Annotated in this window: 16 protein-coding genes; 8 read left to right on the top strand and 8 right to left on the bottom strand. The window is 72.0% G+C overall.

The features are described 5' to 3' along the window. Window positions 1–185 precede the first annotated feature (185 nt). Genes A3CE_RS0105635 through A3CE_RS0105615 form a run of 5 tightly spaced genes read right to left on the bottom strand, consistent with a single transcriptional unit; the run spans window position 186 to window position 5,089 of the window. Complete coding sequence (locus A3CE_RS0105635; RefSeq protein ID WP_020639093.1) at window positions 186–1,640, bottom strand: sensor histidine kinase; 1,455 nt, start codon at window positions 1,638–1,640, stop codon at window positions 186–188. Further along, window positions 1,637–2,329: a response regulator transcription factor gene (locus A3CE_RS0105630; RefSeq protein ID WP_020639092.1), complete on the bottom strand. Its 693-nt coding sequence runs from the start codon at window positions 2,327–2,329 to the stop codon at window positions 1,637–1,639. Before A3CE_RS0105630 ends, A3CE_RS0105635 begins: the two co-directional genes overlap by 4 nt. Further along, window positions 2,326–3,426 carry a streptophobe family protein gene (locus A3CE_RS0105625; protein WP_020639091.1) on the bottom strand — a complete coding sequence of 367 codons (1,101 nt, stop codon included), beginning with the start codon at window positions 3,424–3,426 and terminating at the stop codon, window positions 2,326–2,328. Before A3CE_RS0105625 ends, A3CE_RS0105630 begins: the two co-directional genes overlap by 4 nt. Beyond that, entirely contained in the window at window positions 3,426–4,190 is a 765-nt protein-coding gene (locus A3CE_RS0105620; RefSeq protein ID WP_020639090.1) for an ABC transporter permease, read from the bottom strand. The genes A3CE_RS0105625 and A3CE_RS0105620 overlap by 1 nt, the downstream gene beginning before the upstream one ends. Next, window positions 4,187–5,089: an ABC transporter ATP-binding protein gene (locus tag A3CE_RS0105615; RefSeq protein WP_020639089.1), complete on the bottom strand. Its 903-nt coding sequence runs from the start codon at window positions 5,087–5,089 to the stop codon at window positions 4,187–4,189. Before A3CE_RS0105615 ends, A3CE_RS0105620 begins: the two co-directional genes overlap by 4 nt. A gap of 166 nt (window positions 5,090–5,255) precedes the next feature. Between A3CE_RS0105615 and A3CE_RS0105610 the strand changes: the two genes are divergently transcribed. Further along, complete coding sequence (locus tag A3CE_RS0105610; RefSeq protein ID WP_026468189.1) at window positions 5,256–6,074, top strand: hypothetical protein; 819 nt, start codon at window positions 5,256–5,258, stop codon at window positions 6,072–6,074. 79 nt (window positions 6,075–6,153) lie between these two features. Here the strand turns inward: A3CE_RS0105610 and A3CE_RS0105605 are convergent, their stop codons facing one another. Next, a complete protein-coding gene (locus tag A3CE_RS0105605) occupies window positions 6,154–7,041 on the bottom strand; it encodes a LysR family transcriptional regulator (RefSeq protein ID WP_026468188.1) in 888 nt (295 codons plus the stop codon). A gap of 83 nt (window positions 7,042–7,124) precedes the next feature. On the opposite strand from A3CE_RS0105605, the gene A3CE_RS0105600 reads away from it, so the two are divergent. The 3 genes from A3CE_RS0105600 (at window position 7,125) to A3CE_RS0105590 (ending at window position 10,780) form a co-directional block, all read left to right on the top strand. Beyond that, window positions 7,125–8,045: an EamA family transporter gene (locus A3CE_RS0105600; protein ID WP_043790699.1), complete on the top strand. Its 921-nt coding sequence runs from the start codon at window positions 7,125–7,127 to the stop codon at window positions 8,043–8,045. Then, window positions 8,045–9,673 carry an NAD-dependent malic enzyme gene (locus A3CE_RS0105595; RefSeq protein WP_043790697.1) on the top strand — a complete coding sequence of 543 codons (1,629 nt, stop codon included), beginning with the start codon at window positions 8,045–8,047 and terminating at the stop codon, window positions 9,671–9,673. Before A3CE_RS0105600 ends, A3CE_RS0105595 begins: the two co-directional genes overlap by 1 nt. Before the next feature lie 153 nt (window positions 9,674–9,826). Then, window positions 9,827–10,780, top strand: a complete 954-nt coding sequence (locus A3CE_RS0105590; protein WP_020639084.1) for a GlxA family transcriptional regulator — start codon at window positions 9,827–9,829, stop codon at window positions 10,778–10,780. Between the two features lie 42 nt (window positions 10,781–10,822). On the opposite strand, the gene A3CE_RS0105585 is transcribed toward A3CE_RS0105590, so the two are convergent. Further along, window positions 10,823–11,290 carry a VOC family protein gene (locus A3CE_RS0105585; RefSeq protein WP_026468187.1) on the bottom strand — a complete coding sequence of 156 codons (468 nt, stop codon included), beginning with the start codon at window positions 11,288–11,290 and terminating at the stop codon, window positions 10,823–10,825. Window positions 11,291–11,401: 111 nt separating this feature from the next. On the opposite strand from A3CE_RS0105585, the gene A3CE_RS0105580 reads away from it, so the two are divergent. Then, window positions 11,402–12,385 carry a helix-turn-helix transcriptional regulator gene (locus A3CE_RS0105580; protein WP_026468186.1) on the top strand — a complete coding sequence of 328 codons (984 nt, stop codon included), beginning with the start codon at window positions 11,402–11,404 and terminating at the stop codon, window positions 12,383–12,385. 190 nt (window positions 12,386–12,575) lie between these two features. Next, the gene (locus A3CE_RS0105575; RefSeq protein WP_020639081.1) at window positions 12,576–14,021 is read left to right on the top strand and encodes a non-reducing end alpha-L-arabinofuranosidase family hydrolase; all 1,446 of its coding nucleotides are present in this window, start codon (window positions 12,576–12,578) and stop codon (window positions 14,019–14,021) included. Window positions 14,022–14,180: 159 nt separating this feature from the next. Here A3CE_RS0105575 and A3CE_RS0105570 read toward each other — a convergent pair whose 3' ends face one another. After that, window positions 14,181–15,326 carry a sensor histidine kinase gene (locus A3CE_RS0105570; RefSeq protein ID WP_125591506.1) on the bottom strand — a complete coding sequence of 382 codons (1,146 nt, stop codon included), beginning with the start codon at window positions 15,324–15,326 and terminating at the stop codon, window positions 14,181–14,183. A 126-nt stretch (window positions 15,327–15,452) separates the two neighbouring features. Between A3CE_RS0105570 and A3CE_RS0105565 the strand changes: the two genes are divergently transcribed. Both A3CE_RS0105565 and A3CE_RS0105560 read left to right on the top strand, forming a co-directional pair. Then, entirely contained in the window at window positions 15,453–16,118 is a 666-nt protein-coding gene (locus tag A3CE_RS0105565; protein ID WP_043791846.1) for a response regulator, read from the top strand. A gap of 180 nt (window positions 16,119–16,298) precedes the next feature. After that, the gene (locus tag A3CE_RS0105560; protein ID WP_020639078.1) at window positions 16,299–18,467 is read left to right on the top strand and encodes a multicopper oxidase family protein; all 2,169 of its coding nucleotides are present in this window, start codon (window positions 16,299–16,301) and stop codon (window positions 18,465–18,467) included. Window positions 18,468–18,528 lie beyond the last annotated feature (61 nt).

Here is an 18,528-nt window from a genome sequence, read left to right as displayed (position 1 = left end):
CGAGGACGGCCTTTCCGGGCGGGGCGGGCGAACCGGTACTGCTTTGTGCCGTCGCAACCGAGGTCGGGGAAACGCTCTCTGTCTGTCGGGACAGTTAACACCACACCATCGGGTGAGCACGAGGGCTGGCTGAAGTTTGCCCGGAAGTCCCTCGGCCCTTCCCGCCCGTGACCGCGTGACCGGCGTCAGGCCGTGAAGCCGGTGTCCGGCAACGGCAACACGAGCCGGAAGCAGGCGCCTTCCCCGGCCGCGGTCTCCAGTTCGACGTCGCCGCCGTGGGCGCGCGCCAGGGAGCGGGCGATGGCGAGCCCCAGGCCGGCGTCGGCACCGGGGGTCCGGGTCCGGGAACGGTCGGCCCGGTAGAAGCGGTTGAAGACGCGGCTCGCCTGCTCGGCCGCCATGCCCGGGCCCTCGTCGGCCACCTCGAGCACCGCTCGGCCGTCCACCGTGCCGACCCCGATGCGGACGCGGGTGCCCGCCGGGGTGTGGGCGGCGGCGTTGCCGACGAGGTTGGTGACGACCTGCCGCAGCCGGGCCTCGTCGGCGTCGACCGGCGCCGGCCCGGGCGGGCCGGCGCCACCCGGCCCGGTCAGGGAAACGGGGCGGCCCGGATCGAGGGCCCGCAGGTCCTGCCGGGCGTCGCCGGCGAGGGTGCGCAGGTCCATCGGAGCCCGGTCGAGCTGCTCTTCGGGTGCCTCGTCGAGCTGGGCGAGCAGCAGCAGGTCCTCGGTCAGCGCGGTGAGCCGGGTGGCTTCGCGGTCGATGCGGCGCATCGCTTCGTCCACATCGGACGGTCCCGCCAGTGCCCCCATCCGGTAGAGCTCCGTGGAACCCTTGATCCCGAACAGCGGCGTGCGCAGTTCGTGGCTGACGTCCGAGACGAAGGTCCGCATCCGCGCCTCGGACGCGGCCCGGTCGGCGAAGGCCCGTTCCAGGTGGCCGAGCATGGTGTTGAGCGACGTCGCGAGGTGCCCGATCTCCGTGCCGGGCGACGCGAGGACCGGGACGCGCCGGGTGAGGTCACCGCCGGCGATCGCCGCGGCCGTGTGCTCGATCCGGCGCAGCGGGCGCAGGCCCCGGCCGAGGGCGAACCAGCCGGCCGCGGTCAGCACGACCAGCAGCGCGGCGCCGGTGACCAGGCTGCTCGTCCGCAGCTGGGCGATCGTGGCGTCCGCTTCGGCGAGCGGCGCGGCCGAAACGACCGTCCCGGCCCAGCGGACGGCCGGCCGGGCGACGGCCCGCCAGCGCTGCGACCCGTCGGCGGCGTCCAGGTCGACGGCTGTCCCGTCGGCCGGGACCGTGCGCAGCGCGTCGAGCGGCGGCAGCGCCGCACCGGCCACCCGCGAGGAGTGGAGGCCGCCCGTCACCGCGCCGCTCGCGTCGAGGTACACGACGTACGGGGTGCCGAAGAGCTCCAGCGCGGGGTCGACGAGATCGGGTCGTACGGCCGGGTTCGCGGCCGGGGGCGGCCCCGCCGCCAGGGAGATGAGCTCGGTCATCGAGCGCAGCTGGCCGTCGAGCCGGTCGAGCTGGAAGCGCTCCAGCTGATCGGAAACCAGCGCGCCGATGAGGGTCAGGCCGGCCAGCAGCAGGCCCGCGGTGAGCAGCAGCAGCCGGGCGCGCAGGGAAAGCTGCCTCACCGCCGGGGCTCCCGCAGCACGTAGCCGACGCCGTGCACGGTGTGGACGAGCTTCGGCTCGTCGGTGTCGACTTTGCGCCGCAGGTAGGAGATGTAGGTGTCGACGATGCCGGCGTCGCCGCCGAAGTCGTCACGCCACACCCGGTCGAGGATCTGCGCCTTCGACACCACCCGCCCGGCGTTCTCCATCAGGTAGCGCAGCAACCGGAATTCGGTGGCGGACAGGCGGACGGGCTGCCCCGCGCGCGTCACCTGGTGGCCTTCGGCGTCGAGCGCGAGGGTGCCGACCGTGAGCACGGCCGCCGGGTGGCCCGCGGTCCGGCGGAGGATCGCGCGGATCCGCGCGATCAGCTCCGCCAGGTCGAAGGGCTTCGTGACGTAGTCGTCGGCGCCGAGGGAGAGGCCGGTGACCTTGTCGGACTGGCGGTCCCGCGCAGTCAGAAACAGGACGGGCACCGGTGCGCCGTGGTTCGAGGGCCGCTCGCGCAGCCTTCGGACCACTTCGAAGCCGTCCATGTCCGGCAGCATGACGTCCAGCAGCACCAGGTCGGGCGGCTCGGCGGTGGCCGAAGCGACGGCTTCCCCCGCGGTCGCCGCGGAGGTCACCTGGAAGCCGGCGAACCGCAGCGCGGCGGAGAGCAGCTCGCGGACGGTGGCCTCGTCGTCCACCACCAGCAGCCGGGACGTCATCGCTTCCATGCCCGCGAGGATACGGAGATCCCGTCGGCGAGCAGGGAGCCCGCGAAGCCCGCCACGGCGCCGCCCACGACCCCGGCCACCAGCGCGAGCAGCGGGTTCGCCGTCAACCGCGCGTCGAAGACGGGCAGCGACAAACCGAAGGCGCTGACGGTGATGTCGACGGAAGCCCGCGACAGCAGCGTCACGACGGCGATCACGGCACCCACCACGGGACCGAGCCGCACGGCACTCGCGACGGCCCGGCGCAGCGGGTCGCCGGGCCTGCGGCTGCGGGCGGCGACGCCGCAGGCGAGCAGGACCGCCGCCGCCACCCAGGACGCCGGACCGCCCGGCGAGAGATCCGGCGCACAGGAGAGCAGGCCTGTGGTTGTCCACGGCACGCCGAGCCCCAGCGTCACCGCTCCGCACACCAGCTGGGGGAGGGCGAGCAGGACGACCGCGGCCGCGGGGGCGCCGCCGAAGATCCAGGCAGCGGCCAGGCACAGCACAGCCAACCCGGCCGCCGGCCACCGCAACGCCCGCAGACTGCTCGTCACGACCGGAAACCGCGTGCCGAGCAGGCAGGTCCCGACGACCACGACGGTCCCGGCGACGGCTCCCGCGACCGCCGGGCCGGCCGCCACGGAAAACCCGGCGTCCAGGCCGCCGGAGCCGGGCAGGCGCGGCGAAACGCCGTTCCGCACGCAGCCGGCGGTCGTGACACTGCCCGGCAGCGCCAGCTTTCCTCGTGCCGCGAAAGCGAAAGCGCTCAACCCCATCGCCAGTCCCGCGGCCGCCGCGGCACCGCGGACCAGGAGCCCGTTCTCGCGGCGGCGCAGCAGCACCCCGGCCAGGACGGCCGCGCCGGCCAGGGAAACGCCGAGCGGCAGCAGGTGGAGATCGCCCCGCACGACGACCGGCAGCCCGCCCGCCGGGGCCGCGCCGACCTCCGCCGTGCCGCCCGCGGCCAGTGCGACGACCGCCGCGGTCAGCGCGCCGAACCCGCCGGTCCGGCCGGCCCCGAGGAGGGCCAGGCCCGCCGCGGCGACCATCACCATGGCGAGCAGCGCGGCGGCCGCCGCCGCCAGGCCCCGGCCCGCCTCCCGCATCACACGTCCCGGCGCTGGAAGACCACGAACGCGGCGGCCAGCACGGCGGCGACGCCGGCGCACATCCCGGCCAGGTTCAGCCACGGGTGCGGGAAGTCCGGGTCGGGGACCGTCTTGAAGACCGTGGCCGCGCCGAGCGTCGGCCAGTAGCGGAGCAGGCCGTACAGCCACGCCGGGAAGAGACCCGCGAAGCCCGGGACCAGGAAGACGATCCCGACCAGGGTGGCGAGCGCGCCCGCCGTGGCGCGCATGATCGTGCCCAGCCCGACCGCGAGCAGCGCGATCGCCGCGAGGTAGAGCCCGCCACCGGCCACGGCGGACAGCACGCCGGGATCGCCCAGCCGCGCGTGCGGCACGCCATGGCCGGCGAGGACGGCCTGGCCGAGGAAGAAGGCGGCGAACATCAGCACCTGCCCGGCCACCACGGCGACGGCGACGGCCACGACCACCTTGGCCGCCAGCAGCCGGTGCCGCCGCGGCGTGGCGATCAGCGACGTCCGGATCAGGCCGGTCGCGTGCTCGCCGGTGACGACCAGGATGCCCAGCACCGCGATGATCAGCTGCGCGACGATGTACGACGTCAGGCTGCGGCCGGTGGGATCCCAGGGGTCGTCGCCCGGGTACTGCTGTGCGGCGGCGTTCATGGCGAGCGCCGTGATGCCGAGCCCGACCGCCACCAGGCACGCCAGGGTGTACCAGGTGGAACGCAGGCTGCGGAGCTTGATCCACTCCGCGTGGACGGAGTGGGTGAAGGACACGCTCATGCGGTGGCTCCCTGGTAGTCGACGCTGTCCTTGGTCAGTTCCATGAAGGCGTCCTCCAGCGAGACGCGCTGCGGGACGAGTTCGGCGAGCGCGATGCCGTGGTAGGCGGCCAGCTTGCCGATCTCCGCACTCGTCATGCCGGAGACGACGAGCGAGGACTCGACGCCTTCCCGGACGGTGGCCCCGGCGGTGACCAGCAGGCGCGCGAAGCCGGGATCGGGCGTGCGGACGTGCACAGTGCCCTCACCGCGCACGAGTTCGCTGACGGCGGTGTCGGCGACGAGCTTTCCCCGGCCGATGACGACCAGGTGGTCGGCGGTCTGCGCCATCTCGCTCATCAGGTGGCTGGACACCAGCACCGCGCGGCCCTCGCGGGCGAGGGAGCGCATGAAGTCCCGGATCCAGCGGATCCCTTCGGGATCGAGGCCGTTCACGGGTTCGTCGAAGATCAGCACCCGCGGGTCGCCGAGCAGGGCCGCCGCCAGGCCGAGGCGCTGCCGCATGCCGAGGGAGAACCCACCGGCCCGCTTGCCGGCCACCCCCTCCAGCCCGGTCCGGGCGAGCACCTCGCCGACCCGGCGCCGGGGGAGCCCGTTGCTCACCGCGAGGGCCAGCAGGTGGTCGGCCGCCTTCCGGCCACTGTGGACGGCACCGGCGTCGAGCAGGGCGCCCACCTCGGTGAGCGGCACGGGAAGGTCCCGGTAACGGCGTCCGCCGACGGTGACCGAGCCCCGCGTCGGCGCGGCCAGGCCCACGATCATCTTCATGGTCGTGGACTTGCCGGCGCCGTTGGGCCCGAGGAACCCGGTCACCTGCCCGGGTTCGACGGTGAACGACAGGTCGTCCACCACGGTGTCGGGCCCGTACCGCTTGGTCAGGCCCCGGATTTCGATCGTCATGCGGCGAGCGTGGCCCGGTCGCCTGGCCGGTTCCTGGGAGGTGGTGGGAAAACCCTGAGAGTCCCGCGGTCAGGGCCGGTGCCGCCCGGAGGTTTCCCCGGAAATCGCAACCGGTCACCCGGCGCACGTCTGGTGACGCGGCGGCGAGTGCGGTAGAACCGGAAGCGTGGCCGAGCGCGTCCCGCGTCCTGACCCGCACGTTTCCGTGGAGCGTGACGTGCTGGTGCGGTACCTCGACGCGTGGACCGCGACGGTGCTGCGGTCGCAGCGCGGCGGCACGTACGTGGAGTGCGGCGACCTCGCGGCCGACGCGTTCCGGGTCTTCGGCGAGTTCGCCGACCGGCTGACCGGCCACCACCTGGAGGCGGTGCTCGTGGGCCGGGCCGCGCCGGCCGGGGCTCCGGCCGGGCTGGCCGTCCGGACGGTCGACGACCTCGGGGAGGTCGAGGTACCCGGGCCGATGCTGGCCCACCTGTCCGGCGCCTGGCCACCGTCCCTGGTGCGGGGCAAGGCGCACGAGGTCCTGCTCGCGACCGAGCCGGGCACGGACCACCGGGAGCGGCTGCGGACGGCGGGGCTCGGGTGCGCGGTGGCGGTGGACCTGGTGGCCGAGGACGGGAGCGCGCGGGCGCTGATCTTCGCGACGGCGGACGGGCGGCACCTCACGACGTTCAAGAACGAGCTGTGGGCGGTGGACGAGTTCGCGGGCATCCGGTACCGCGACCCGCGTGACGCCGAAGGCACGCTGGTCGACATCTCGCTCACCCCGCAGCTCCTGCCGCTGCGGCGGGCACTGCTGGCGGAACTGGCCCGGCGGGGTTCCCACACCGTCGCCGAGCTGCAGCGGTTCACGCTGCTCGAGACGATCTACCGCGCCGAGGACGCCGTCGGCGCGCTGACCGCGGCGGTGGCGGCCGGCCAGGTCACGCGGGAACCGGAGAAGGGCCGGCTGGCCCCCCGAACCGTGCTGTCGACCGCCCGGTGAGCCGTCGGCCGTCCAAGGTGTGGACTGCGGCGCTTGTCTCGATGGGCCGCGGAGCGCACAGGGTGGCGGCCGCTTGCCGTCAGCGTGCCAGCAGGTCCAGCACCAGGGCCAGCGGAGGCCACGCGGCGCGGCCCCGGCGGGTGCACGCGAAAGCTCGCTGCCGGATGGCCGGATCGGGCAGCGGCAGCAGGGCGACGCCCGGCGGGGTGGCGCGCCCCCGCGGGAGCAGGCCGACACTGCGGCCGCGGGCGGTGATGAGGTCCTCGACCAGGTCGAGGCTGTCCGCGCGGTGGGTGAACCGGGGCGTGAACCCCGCCATGGACGCGAGCGTGCGGACCACGTCCTCGTCGGCGGTGTTGCGGGAGTTGCCGATCCAGTCGTGGTCGCGGAAGGCGTCGAAGACGGCGAGGGTTCCTTCGCCGCGCACCCGGTGCGCGCCGGCCGCGGGGACGGCGAGGCTCCACCGTGTCGTCCACAGTGGACTGACGGCGAGCGCGGGGTCCGTGGTGGCGGGCGCGAGGTCGTAGTCGTACACGAGCGCCACGTCGAGGTCGTCCGCGAGCAGGGCGGCCAGCGCTTCGGCGGGCTCGTACTCGCTGACGACGACCCGCACACGAGGGTGGTTCCCGGCGAGGTCGGCCATGGCGGGCAGCACCGAGCGCCGGACCGCCGTGGCGAACCCGCCGACGCGGACGGTCCCCGCCGGTGCGGCGTGCGGGTCGAGGTCGGCCCGGGCGGCCTCGACGGCGGCCAGGATCGTCACGGCGTGGTCGGCCAGCCGCTGCCCGGCCGGGGTCAGCCGCACGCGGCGGCCGTCGGGTTCGAGCAGCGGCGCCCCGGCCTCCCGCGCCAGCGCGGCGATCTGCTGGGAGACCGTCGACGTCGTGGTGCCGAGCACATCCGCCACCGCCCGCATCGACCCGTGCCGCGACAGTTCGAGGAGATACCGCAGCCTGCGCGTGTCCACCCGCTGATTGTTCATGATTCCTGAACGGTATGTCCACTATCGGCAAGTGGACGCGAACGGTGTCCGCGGTATTTCCTGGAGCCGTGCCACCCTCACCCCGCTCCGGCGCGGCCCTCGCGGTCGCGGCCATGCTGTGCGTCCAGCTCGGTCTCGCCGTGTCCGTCGGCCTGTTCGACCGCGTCGGCCCCGAAGGCGCCGCGTGGCTGCGGCTCGCCTGGGCCGGGGTGCTGCTCGCCGTCGCGGTGAGACCGCGGCTGTCCTCGTTCGGGCGGAAGACCCTGGTCGCCTGCGTGGCGCTGGGCGTGGTCACGGCCGGGATGACCATGCTGTTCATGCAAGCGGTCGCCCGGCTGCCCCTGGGCACCGCGAGCGCGCTCGAGTTCCTCGGGCCGCTGACCGTGGCGGTCGTCCGCGGCCACGGGGGCCGGAAGCTGTGGCCGGTCCTCGCGGCGGCCGGCGTGGTCCTGCTGACCCAGCCGTGGCACGGCGGCGCGGACCTGCCGGGCGTGGGTTTCGCGCTGGCGGCGGCGGTGTGCTGGGCCTGCTACATCCTGCTGACGCAGTGGGTCGGCGACGAGGTTTCCGGCGTGCGCGGACTGGCCGTGTCGATGCCGGTGGCCGGGATCGTGGCCACGCTGGTGTCGGGGCCCGCGGTGTTCGTGCACCTGACGTGGCAGCTTCTGCTGGCCGGGCTCGGGCTCGCCGTCCTGCTTCCGGTGGTGCCGTTCAGCCTGGAGATGCTCGCGTTGCGGCGCCTCACCACGGCCGCGTTCGGGACGCTCATGAGCCTCGAGCCGGCCCTCGCGCTCGCGATCGGACTGGTTGTGCTGCACCAGGTTCCGGACGCGGGTGCGGTGGCCGGGATCGCGTTCGTCGTGGCGGCGGGCGTCGGTGCCGAGCGGACCGGAGCCCGGGAACCCTCGGCGCCGCCGGTGATCGGCACCGGCCCGTCCGATGTGGCAGTGTCGTGCCCGGACGACGAAACCGGCCCGCGGAGACGCTGATGGTACACAAAGGACACAACAGCTTGTTCGACGCGCTCACGACGAAAGGGACCGCGTACACCCGGGAGGAACGCGCCGAGCTGGGGCTGCTCGGCCTGCTGCCGTATGCGGTGAAGACGCTGGACGACCAGGTGGCGCACACCTACCAGGAGTTCTCCCGTCGTCGTGACGACCTGGACAGGCACATCTACCTGCGGGCGCTGCAGGACCGCAACGAGACGTTGTTCTACCGGCTCCTCGCGGGGCACATCGAGGAGATGCTGCCGATCGTCTACACACCCACGGTGGGGGAGGCGTGCGAGCGGTTCAGCGACATCTACCGGCGCCCGCGCGGCCTGTTCGTCGCCTACCCCGATCGCGGCCGGCTGCGCGAGGTGCTCCGGAACCGCCCGGACCGGGACGTGGACGTCATCGTCGTGACCGACGGGCAGCGCATCCTCGGTCTGGGAGACCAGGGGATCGGGGGCATGGGGATCCCGATCGGCAAGCTGTCGCTGTACACGCTCATCGGCGGCATCGACCCCGCGCGGACGTTGCCGGTCGTGCTGGACGTCGGCACGGACAACGTCGAGCGGCTGGAGGATCCGAACTACCTCGGCTGGCGCCACCGCCGGATCGGCGACGACGAGTACTACGCCTTCGTGGACGAGTTCGTGACGGCGGTGCGCGAGGAACTGCCGGAAGTTCTTCTGCAGTGGGAAGACTTCGCGACACCGCACGCCTTGCCGATCCTCGAGCGCTACCGCGACCGGATGCTCACGTTCAACGACGACATCCAGGGCACCGCGGCGGTCACGCTCGGCGCGTTGCAGGGCGCGGCGCGGGTCGCCGGGCGTCCGCTGGCCGAGCAGCAGGTCGTCATGCTGGGCGCGGGGTCGGCGGGGATCGGCGTGCTGGAGATGATCCGCCAGGAGATGGTGGCGCAGGGCCTGTCCGACGCCGAAGCCGCGGAGCGGATCTGGGTGGTGGACATCGACGGGCTGCTCACCGACGACCGGACGGGGCTTTCGGACGGGCAGCGCCGGTTCGCGCAGCCGGCGAAGCGCGTCGAAGACTGGGACGGCACGGGGCTGGCCGACGTGGTCCACCACGTCGACGCCGGGGTGGTGCTCGGCCTGTCCACGGCGGCCGGCGCGTTCACCGAGGAGATCGTCCGGGAGATGGCGGGCAAGACCGACCGGCCGATCATCTTCCCGCTGTCGAACCCGACCAGCCGGGCCGAAGCGCATCCGCGGGAGCTGGACGAGTGGACCGGCGGGCGGGCACTCGTCGCGACCGGCTCTCCGTTCGCGCCGGTCGAACGCGGCGGGAAGACGCGCCGGGTCGCCCAGTGCAACAACGTCTACATCTTCCCGGCGATGGGGCTGGCGGTGACGGCCGCCCGGGCGACCCGGGTCACCGACGAGATGATGCGGGTGGCGGCCAGGACATTGGGCGAAGCGTCGCCGGCGCTCGCCGACCCGGACGAGCCGCTGCTGCCGGCGTGGGAGGACGTCCCGGAGATCGCGACGCGCATCGCGACGGCGGTCGCGGTCCAGGCAGTCAAGGACGGCGTCGCCCCGGAGCTGAGCGAAGACGAGGTGGCGGACGCGGTCCGGCGGACGCGCTGGGCACCCGAGTACCGCTGAACCACGGCCCTGCCGCGTCTGAAAGCCGTGAATGGCACATTGAGGGACTTCAAGTCCCTCAATGTGCCATTCACGGCTTTCGCCTGGGTGGTGGCGATCACGCGGTGGGGCGCCTGGATTTGGCCACCGGGGCCGGCGGGGTATTTTTGCTGCATGTACACGGTTGCGGTGCTCGCGCTCGACGATGTGATCGCCTTCGATCTGGCCACGCCGATCGAGACGCTCGGGCGCGCCAGGCTGCCGGACGGCCGCGGCGGCTACCGGATCGTCGTCGCCGGTCCGGACCCGGTCGTCGGCGCCGGACCGGTGCGGCTCAACGTCGAGGCGCGGCTCGACGACGTGGAGCGCGCCGACCTCGTCGTCGTTCCCGGCCGGAACGATCCGGGCCGGCCGCTACCGGACGGCGTGGCCGAATTCCTGCGCGCGTCGGTGGCCCGCGGATCGCGGGTCGCTTCGATCTGCGTCGGCGCCTTCACCCTCGCCGAGGCCGGCCTGCTCGACGGGCAGCGGGCGACCACCCACTGGCTCGCCACCGACGAACTGGCCCGCCGGTACCCGGCCGTCCGCGTCGACCCGGACGCGCTCTACGTCGACAACGGGCAGATCCTGACGTCCGCGGGCGCGTCGGCGGGGCTGGACATGTGCCTGCACCTCGTCGAGCGCGACTACGGTGTCGCGGTCGCCGCCGACGCCGCGCGGCTCGCCGTCGCGCCCCTGCAACGCACCGGCGGGCAGGGCCGGTACATCCTCCGCAACCGCCCGACGTACCAGACCGCGACCCTGGAAAAGGCGCTCGCGTGGATCGAGGAGAACGCCCACCGCCCGCTCACGCTCGCCGACATCGCCGACGCGGCGGGGATGAGCGCCCGCACGCTGACCCGGCACTTCCACGCCGAGACCGGGCAGAGCCCGATCCAGTGGCTGACCGGGGTGCGCATCCGGCACGCCCAGGAGCTGCTGGAGCTCACCGACCACACGATCGACCGCATCGCGGGCCAGGTCGGCTTCCCGTCACCCAGCAACTTCCGCGTCCAGTTCGCGCAGACGGTGAAGGTCAGCCCGAGCGAGTACCGCAAGACGTTCCGGCTGTTGCCCGCCACTTCGTGACGCCGGCGCCGACGCCGTGGTCGAGGGCCCGGTGGACGATGCTCAGCCCTGGGCGTATCCGGCCGCGACGTCGATGATCCAGGTGACGCCGAAGCGGTCGGCCAGCATCCCGAACGCGGGCGCCCAGGGAGCCGGGCCGAACTCTTCGATGACGGTGGCGCCTTCGGCGAGGCCCTTCCACACCGGGGAAACCTCGTCGACGGTCGCGCCGCGGACGGAGAGGAAGAACGGCTCCTTCGTGATCGTGGTGCCGTTCTCGCGGCGGGTGGTGGGCGTGGCCGGGGTGGCCGGTCCGTCGGTGCCGGGGACGTCGTAGGCCATGACGCTGAAGCCGTTGTCCGCGGTGACCTGGCCGAACACCACCTTGCCCGCGTCGGGCAGTTCGGCGGGCAGGCCGAAGTCGCCGTAGGTGACGATGGTGGCCTGGCCGCCGAAGACCGACTGGTAGAACTCCAGGGCCGCGCGGGCCTGTCCGGTGAAGTTCAGGTGGGCGACAGCGTTGAGCGACATGGTGTTCCGGTCCTTCGCGAGGGGTAGCGGCCGGAGGTTTCCGGCGACGAGAGCCACGATGTCAGCGGTAGCGGTCAGGGAACGTCCGCTTCTCGTGGCAGCATGAAACTCATGCCGACCGCTTCCTCGACGGCGACCTCGGGCCGCCTGCTCTCGCTGCTGTCCCTGCTGCAGGTCCGCCGGGACTGGTCGGGCTCGCTGCTGGCCGACCGGCTGGGCGTGAGCGAACGGACCGTGCGCCGCGACGTCGACCGGCTGCGCGAGCTCGGCTATCCCGTCCAGGCGGTCAAGGGGCCGGAGGGTGGCTACCGGCTCGAGGCCGGCAGCCGGATGCCGCCGTTGCTGTTCGACGAAGAACAGGCGGTCGCGCTCGCGGTGGCGCTGCGGATCGCCGTCGGCACCGGCGCGGGCATCGAGGAAGCCGCCGCGCGGGCGCTGGCCACGGTGCGCCAGGTGATGCCCGCGCGCCTGCGGCAGCGCGTCGACCTGCTCGAGATCACCGCGGCCGGACGCGCCACCCAGGTCGACACGGACGTCCTGCTCGCGCTGAGCTCGGCGATCCGGGCCGCCGAGGAGGTCCGGTTCGGCTACGAGTCACCGTCCCGGCCGGCGGACCCGGGTCCGCCGCGCCGGGTGCAGCCGCACCACCTCGTCGCCCGGAGCGGACGGTGGTACCTGGTCGGCTGGGACGCCGGCCGGGAGGACTGGCGGACCTACCGTGCCGACCGGATGACGCTGCGCACGCCGAACGGGCCGCGGTTCGCCCCGCGGGAGGTGCCGGGCGGCGACGTCGGGGCGTTCCTCGCCGCGCGGTTCAAAGGCTCCACCACCGCCGACGTCTGGCCGTGCCGGGGAGAGGTGGTCCTCGGCCTGCCGATCGCGGAAGTGGCACCGTTCGCGGGCGACGGTGTTGTCGAGGAGGTCGCACCGGGGAGGACGAGGTTGGTCGGCGGATCCTGGTCGTGGGCGGCGCTCGCCGCCGGCCTGGCGCGCTTCGACGCGGAGATCGAAGTGGCCGGCCCGCCGGAGTTGCGGGCGGCCTTCGCCGTCCTGGCGGCCCGGGCCGGGCGCGCGTCCGCCACCGGCAAGCGCTGACACCGAAAGTTTCGGCGCGTCGACGATTTCGCTATTTCGAAGTCGGCAGTTCCCTTGTCGAATTCCATTCGACAAGGGAACTGCCGTTGACTCTGGCGGAAGAGCTGACTACATTTGCGGGAAACTCCGCGTTGATCAGCCCGAATCGAAGATTCCGGAGAAATTGATGCGAATGCATTCCACGACAAGAATGTTAGCGCTAACGCGCACACTGATCACCCTGCTCACGATCGTCCTCGCGGCGACCGCGGCGGTCGTGCTGAACACCGGTGCGGCGTCGGCGGCGACCGTCGACACGAGTGCCTGGTACGTGCTGGTCAACCGCAACAGCGGCAAGGCGATGGACGTCTCCGGTGTTTCCACCGCCGACGGAGCGGCGATCAATCAGTGGTCGCGCCACGACGGAGCCAACCAGCAGTGGCAGTTCGTGGACTCCGGCAACGGCTACTACCGGCTGAAGTCGAAGAACTCCGGCAAGGTCCTCGACATCGGCAACTGGTCGACCGCCGACGGCGCGAAAGTCCAGCAGTGGACGGATCTCAACGGAACCAACCAGCAATTCAGCCTCACCGACTCCGACGGCGGCTACCTCAGGCTGATCAACCGCAACAGCGGCAAAGCCGTGGAGGTGACGGGCGCGTCGACCGCGGACGGAGCGGCCGTCGTCCAATACGGCGACTGGAACGGGGCCAACCAGCAGTGGCAGCTGGTCCGGCTGGGCGACACCAGCTCGTGTTCCCTTCCGTCGACGTACCACTGGTCCTCGACGGGCTCGCTGGCGAACCCGAAGCCGGACTGGCTCGCGCTCAAGGACTTCAGCAGCGTCGTCTACAACGGCAAGCACCTCGTCTACGGGTCGACGACCAACTCGGCGGGGGCGTACGGCTCGATGGCCTTCACCCCGTTCACGAACTGGTCCGACATGGCCTCGGCCGGCCAGAACGGGATGAACATCGGCACCGTCGCCCCCACGCTGCTCTACTTCGCCCCGAAGAACATCTGGGTGCTCGCCTACCAGTGGGGCCCGACGACCTTCAGCTACCGGACGTCGAGCGACCCCGCCAACGCCAACGGCTGGTCGGCACCGCAGGAGCTGTTCACCGGCACCATCCCCGGTGGAGCTCCGCTCGACCAGACTCTCATCGGTGACGGCGCGAACATGTACCTGTTCTTCGCCGGCGACAACGGCAAGATCTACCGGGCGAGCATGCCGATCGGGAACTTCCCGGGCAGCTTCGGCTCGTCCTACACGACGATCATGAGCGACACGACGGCCAACCTCTTCGAAGCGGTCGAGGTCTACAAGGTCAAGGACCAGAACCAGTACCTCATGCTCGTCGAGGCGATGGGTGCGAACGGGCGTTACTTCCGCTCCTTCACCGCCACCAGCCTGGGCGGCACCTGGACCCCGCAGGCGGCCACCGAGAGCAACCCCTTCGCGGGCAAGGCCAACAGCGGCGCCACCTGGACCAACGACATCAGCCACGGCGACCTGGTCCGCACCAACCCCGATCAGACCAAGACCGTCGACCCCTGCAATCTGCAGCTCCTTTACCAGGGAAGGAGCCCCAGCTCCGACGGCACCGACTACAACCACCTGCCCTGGCGGCCGGGCGTGCTGACGTTGCAGCGGTAACCGCCTGACACAGGTCCGCCCCGGCCGGGGTCGGCGCTCTTGGCTCTGACTGGGCGAGGGCGCCGGCCCCGGCGCGGCACGCCGTTGGGACGCCTCGGTGTGCCGCAGGACTGCGCGAATCCGGAGCAACGGCGGTCTCGCGTAGTCAAGCCGCCGGGGTCAATCCTCGGGCAGGGGCAGGCTGGCGTACACGCGGAAGCCGCCGGCGGCCGTGGGGCCGGCGGCGAGGGTGCCGCCGAGCATGTGCGCCCGTTCGGTCATGCCGATCAGGCCGTGGCCGCTGCGGACGTGCCCGAAGCGGTCGAGCTGGACGTGCCGGCCGCCCCTTCCGTTGTCGACGACTTCGACGGTCACGACTCCGTGCCCGCGGTGCGCCGACACCGTCACCCGGCCCGCGCGGGCGTGCCGGACCGTGTTGGTCAGGGCTTCCTGCACGATGCGGTACACGGTCAGTTCCACCGCGGCGGACAGCGGCTCGGGACCGAGGGACAGCGAAGCAGAGACCTCCAGGCCGGCCGCCCGGGTCACGGAGATCAGCTGGTCGAGCTGGTCCAGGCCCGGCACCGGCACGGGGTCCGACGAGTGGTCGTTGCGCAGGAGGCCCAGCAGCGCCTTCAGCTCGGTCATGGCTTCGCGCGCGGCCGCGCGGATCTCGCCGGCGGCGCGCTTGGCGTCGGGGGCGTCGTCGCCGAGGCGTTCCTGGACGAAACCCGCCTGGATGGCGATCGCCGAGATGGTGTGGGCGACGATGTCGTGGACGTCCCGGGCGATGTGCAGCCGTTCGTCGCTGACCCGCCTGGCCGTTTCGCGTTCACGGTCGGTCTCCGCCTTCGCGATCCGTGCCTGCGCTTCGGCGAGCCGCTGCTGCCGGTTCAGGCTGACCTGGGCCAGGAGGATCACCACGACCAGCAGCGCCGTCTCGTCGACCGTGTCGTTGACGACCTGGAGGAACGGCTCGCGCAGGTGAAAGGTGAACATGAACGCCGACGACACGAGCGCCCACCCCGCGATCAGCCAGGACGACGCGAGCCGCCCGGACGCGGCCGTCGAGTAGACGGCGGCGGCGAGCGGGATCGCCGGCTGGATCCCGGGGTAGCCGAGGAAGTAGTAGGTGAACAGCAGGATGACGGTGGCGACGAGGATGCCGACCGGCCAGCGCCGCCTGCCGAGCATCACCACCCCGATGGCGAGGGCCAGCGAGTAGGCCAGGGCATCCGGCGGGCGCGCGCCCGGACCGTGCGCCACGCCGACCGCCACGGTCACCGCCGCGGCCACCACGACGGCGAGCACGACATCGGCCGTCAACCGGCTCGTCCGCGGAATCGGCCTCCGGAACCGCTCGGACCACGGTGCGCGCACACCGGTCACTTCACCCACCACGGTCCCCTGATCGTCGACGCCGGAATGGCATGCTTGTACGATCCCATTGTGGTGATCCGCGTGGCACTTGTCGATGATCAGGCACTGGTTCGGGAAGGACTTCGCGGACTGTTGCAAAACGGCGACGACATTCTCGTCGTCGCCGAGGCGAGTAACGGGCTCGACGCGGTGCGGATGGTGAAGTCGGTCAAACCGGACGTGGTGCTGATGGACGTCCGGATGCCGCAGATGGACGGCCTCGAGGCGACCGCGCAGATCAGCGCCGATCCCGAGCTCGCCGGCTGCCGGGTGGTCGTGCTGACGACGTTCGAAATGGACGAATACGTCTTCCGTTCCCTGCGCGCGGGAGCCAGTGGATTCCTCTCGAAGGACATCGACCCGGAAGAGCTCCGGCGCGCGGTGCGGGTGGTGGCCGCGGGTGACTCCCTGTTGTCGCCGTCGGTGACCCGCCGGCTCATCTCCCACTTCGTGGCGACCGGCTCACCAGGGCCGACCCGTCCGGAACGGCTGGCCGTGCTGACCGACCGTGAGCGCGAAGTGATGGCGCAGGTGGCCGGCGGCCTGAGCAACGCCGAGATCGGCAGGCGGCTGTCGATCAGCCCCGAAACGGCCAGGACCCACGTGCACCGGGCGATGACCAAACTGAACGCCCGCGATCGGGCCGAACTGGTCGTCGTGGCCTACGAAACGGGTCTCGTCCGCGTCGGGCACGTCTGAACCACGCGAAAACCGGGTATCTTTCGATACCTCCATTCATTCCCGTCTACGCCGACGAGCGTAGTGTTCCTGCGCGATATCCCGTATCCGGCAGCCGGTGCTGTGCGGATCAAATTCGGCGGCCGGCTGGCTACGCTCGTCATCGGAAGTGAATTCCGAGTCAGCGGGGGATCCACCGTTATGTACGTCGCATTGAACGACTTGTTTTCCATCGTGCCCGGGCTGGCGCTGCTGCTGTGGCTCATCGCGGGCTACCGGGCAGGCCGGCTCACCTACCGTCCGACGACGGGCAAGCTCCGGCGGGGTGCCCGCACGACCCAGGTGGTCATCGGGTTCGCCACCTTCATGCTGGTGGTGCTGGTGGTGGCCACCGTGATCATCTGGACGGAAGCCTGGGACCTGGTCGAGCCGAGGGTCACGGTGATGCTTCCGCTCATCGTCGCGCCGCTGGCCGGGGTGTTCGGCTGGACCGTTCCGCGGCTTCGGCGGCTGGCGCGGGCAGCGGTGGCGGCCGGTGATCCGGACCTCCCGACGCCGGCCGGCCTTCGCGCCGACGCCTCCGCGCCGTCGCTCGTCGTGCCCGTCCACGTGACCGCGGTGGCCGCCCTGATGGTGCTGATCTTCGATCTGCTGACCAGGCCGGACAACCTGACCCCGGTCGTGGCGCTGGTGTTCTGGGGGCCGGTCGTGCTGGCGGTGGTCCCGGCGTGGCTGCGGCAGGCGAGGCTCGTCCGGCTGCGCCGCGAGCCGGACGCCCGGCCGCTGACCCGGGGCCGGCGGCTCGTCCGGCTGGCCACGGCCGCGGTGGTCGTCACGGCACTGGGCGCCGGCACGGCCGCTTCCTGGGCGGCGGCCAGTGTCATCCCGGAAACGCTGAGCATGTCGTCCGCGGGTGCGGTCGACTACGGCGGCGGCCCCGTCCCCGCCATGGGTGACATGGCCGGGATGGCGGGCATGCCGGGGATGATCGACGCGACGACGCTGACCGGGGACATCACCGGCAAGCCGGACGTCACGTTCGTCCTGAAGGCGGCGCCGAAGAAGATCACGCTGAGCGACGGCAAAGTGGTCGACGGCATGGCCTTCAACGACCAGGTCCCGGGCCCCGAACTGCGTTTTCACCAGGGCGACCTGGTCCAGATCACCCTCGTGAACAACCTGCCCGCCCATCACCCGCTCGAGGCAAGGGACAGCCTTTCGCTGCACTGGCACGGCCTCGACGTGCCCAACGCGGAGGACGGCGTCCCCGGGGTCACCATGAACGCGGTCAAGCCCGGTGAGTCCTACACCTACCGGTTCCGCGCGCACCAGGTCGGCACCTTCTGGTACCACACGCACAACGACCCGTTCGAGCTCGTCCGCATCGGGTTGTTCGGCTCGCTGGTGGTGCTGCCGAAGGAGCTGACCCCTGGCACCGGGTCGGCCGCTCCGGCCGCGGCGGAGCCCGGCGTCGAGTTCACCGAACAGGTGCACACGTGGCAGCCCTGGAACCTCACCGGGTTCGGGACGTCCACGACGCTGCAGCGGCACGTGGTCAAGCCCGGCACCCAGGTGAAGATCCGGCTGATCAACACCGACAACAACCCGGTGGGCGGGTCCGGCAGGGCCGAAGCGCGGAACCTCGCGCTGGCCGGCACGGCGTACCGGGTGACCGCGATCGACGGGACCGATCTCAACGGGCCCACGGACATCCGGGACGAACGCCTGCTGCTGGCCTCGGGCGGACGCTACGACCTCTCCTTCACGATGCCGGACCACCCGGTGCGGCTGATGGCGCTCGCGAGCCCGCAGGACGGTGAGCTGTTCAGCCCGGACGGCCAGGGCGACGTCCCGCCGGTGGCCGCGAACGCGCCGGCGTTCGACCCCATGTCGTACGGCACGCCCGGACCGGCCCCGTTCGGCCCGTCGAGCCGGTTCGACCGGACGTTCGACCTCATCCTCGACGACCGGCTGGGCTTCTACGACGGTATCTGGGCCCAGACCCCGACCATCAACGGCGCGAGCTTCCCGGACACCCCGATGCTCGTGGTGCACGAGGGCGACCTCGTCCGGGAAACGATCGTGAACCGCAGCCACAACAACCATCCGATGCACCTGCACGGCCACCACGCGCTCGTGCTGTCCCGCAACGGCCAGGCGACGACCGGAGCTCCGTATTGGACGGACACATTGGACATAGCGCCGGGGGAGACCTACACGTTCGCCTTCCTGGCCGACAACCCCGGTGTGTGGATGGACCACTGCCACAACCTGGACCACTCGAAGGCCGGCATGATGATGATGCTGACCTACGACAACGTGTACTCCCCGATCCTGACCGGAAAGGGAAGCGGTAACACGCCGGACTGACGCGCCGTCCGGCGGATCCGAGCAGGGGCCTGCCGCTCCTACCGTGGGGGAGCCCCCATCC

The organism is Amycolatopsis balhimycina FH 1894, assembly GCF_000384295.1.
Lineage (GTDB): Bacteria > Actinomycetota > Actinomycetes > Mycobacteriales > Pseudonocardiaceae > Amycolatopsis > Amycolatopsis balhimycina.
The sequence above is the reverse complement of the archived record's forward strand: the minus strand, read 5'-3'. Positions and strand labels throughout refer to the sequence as shown.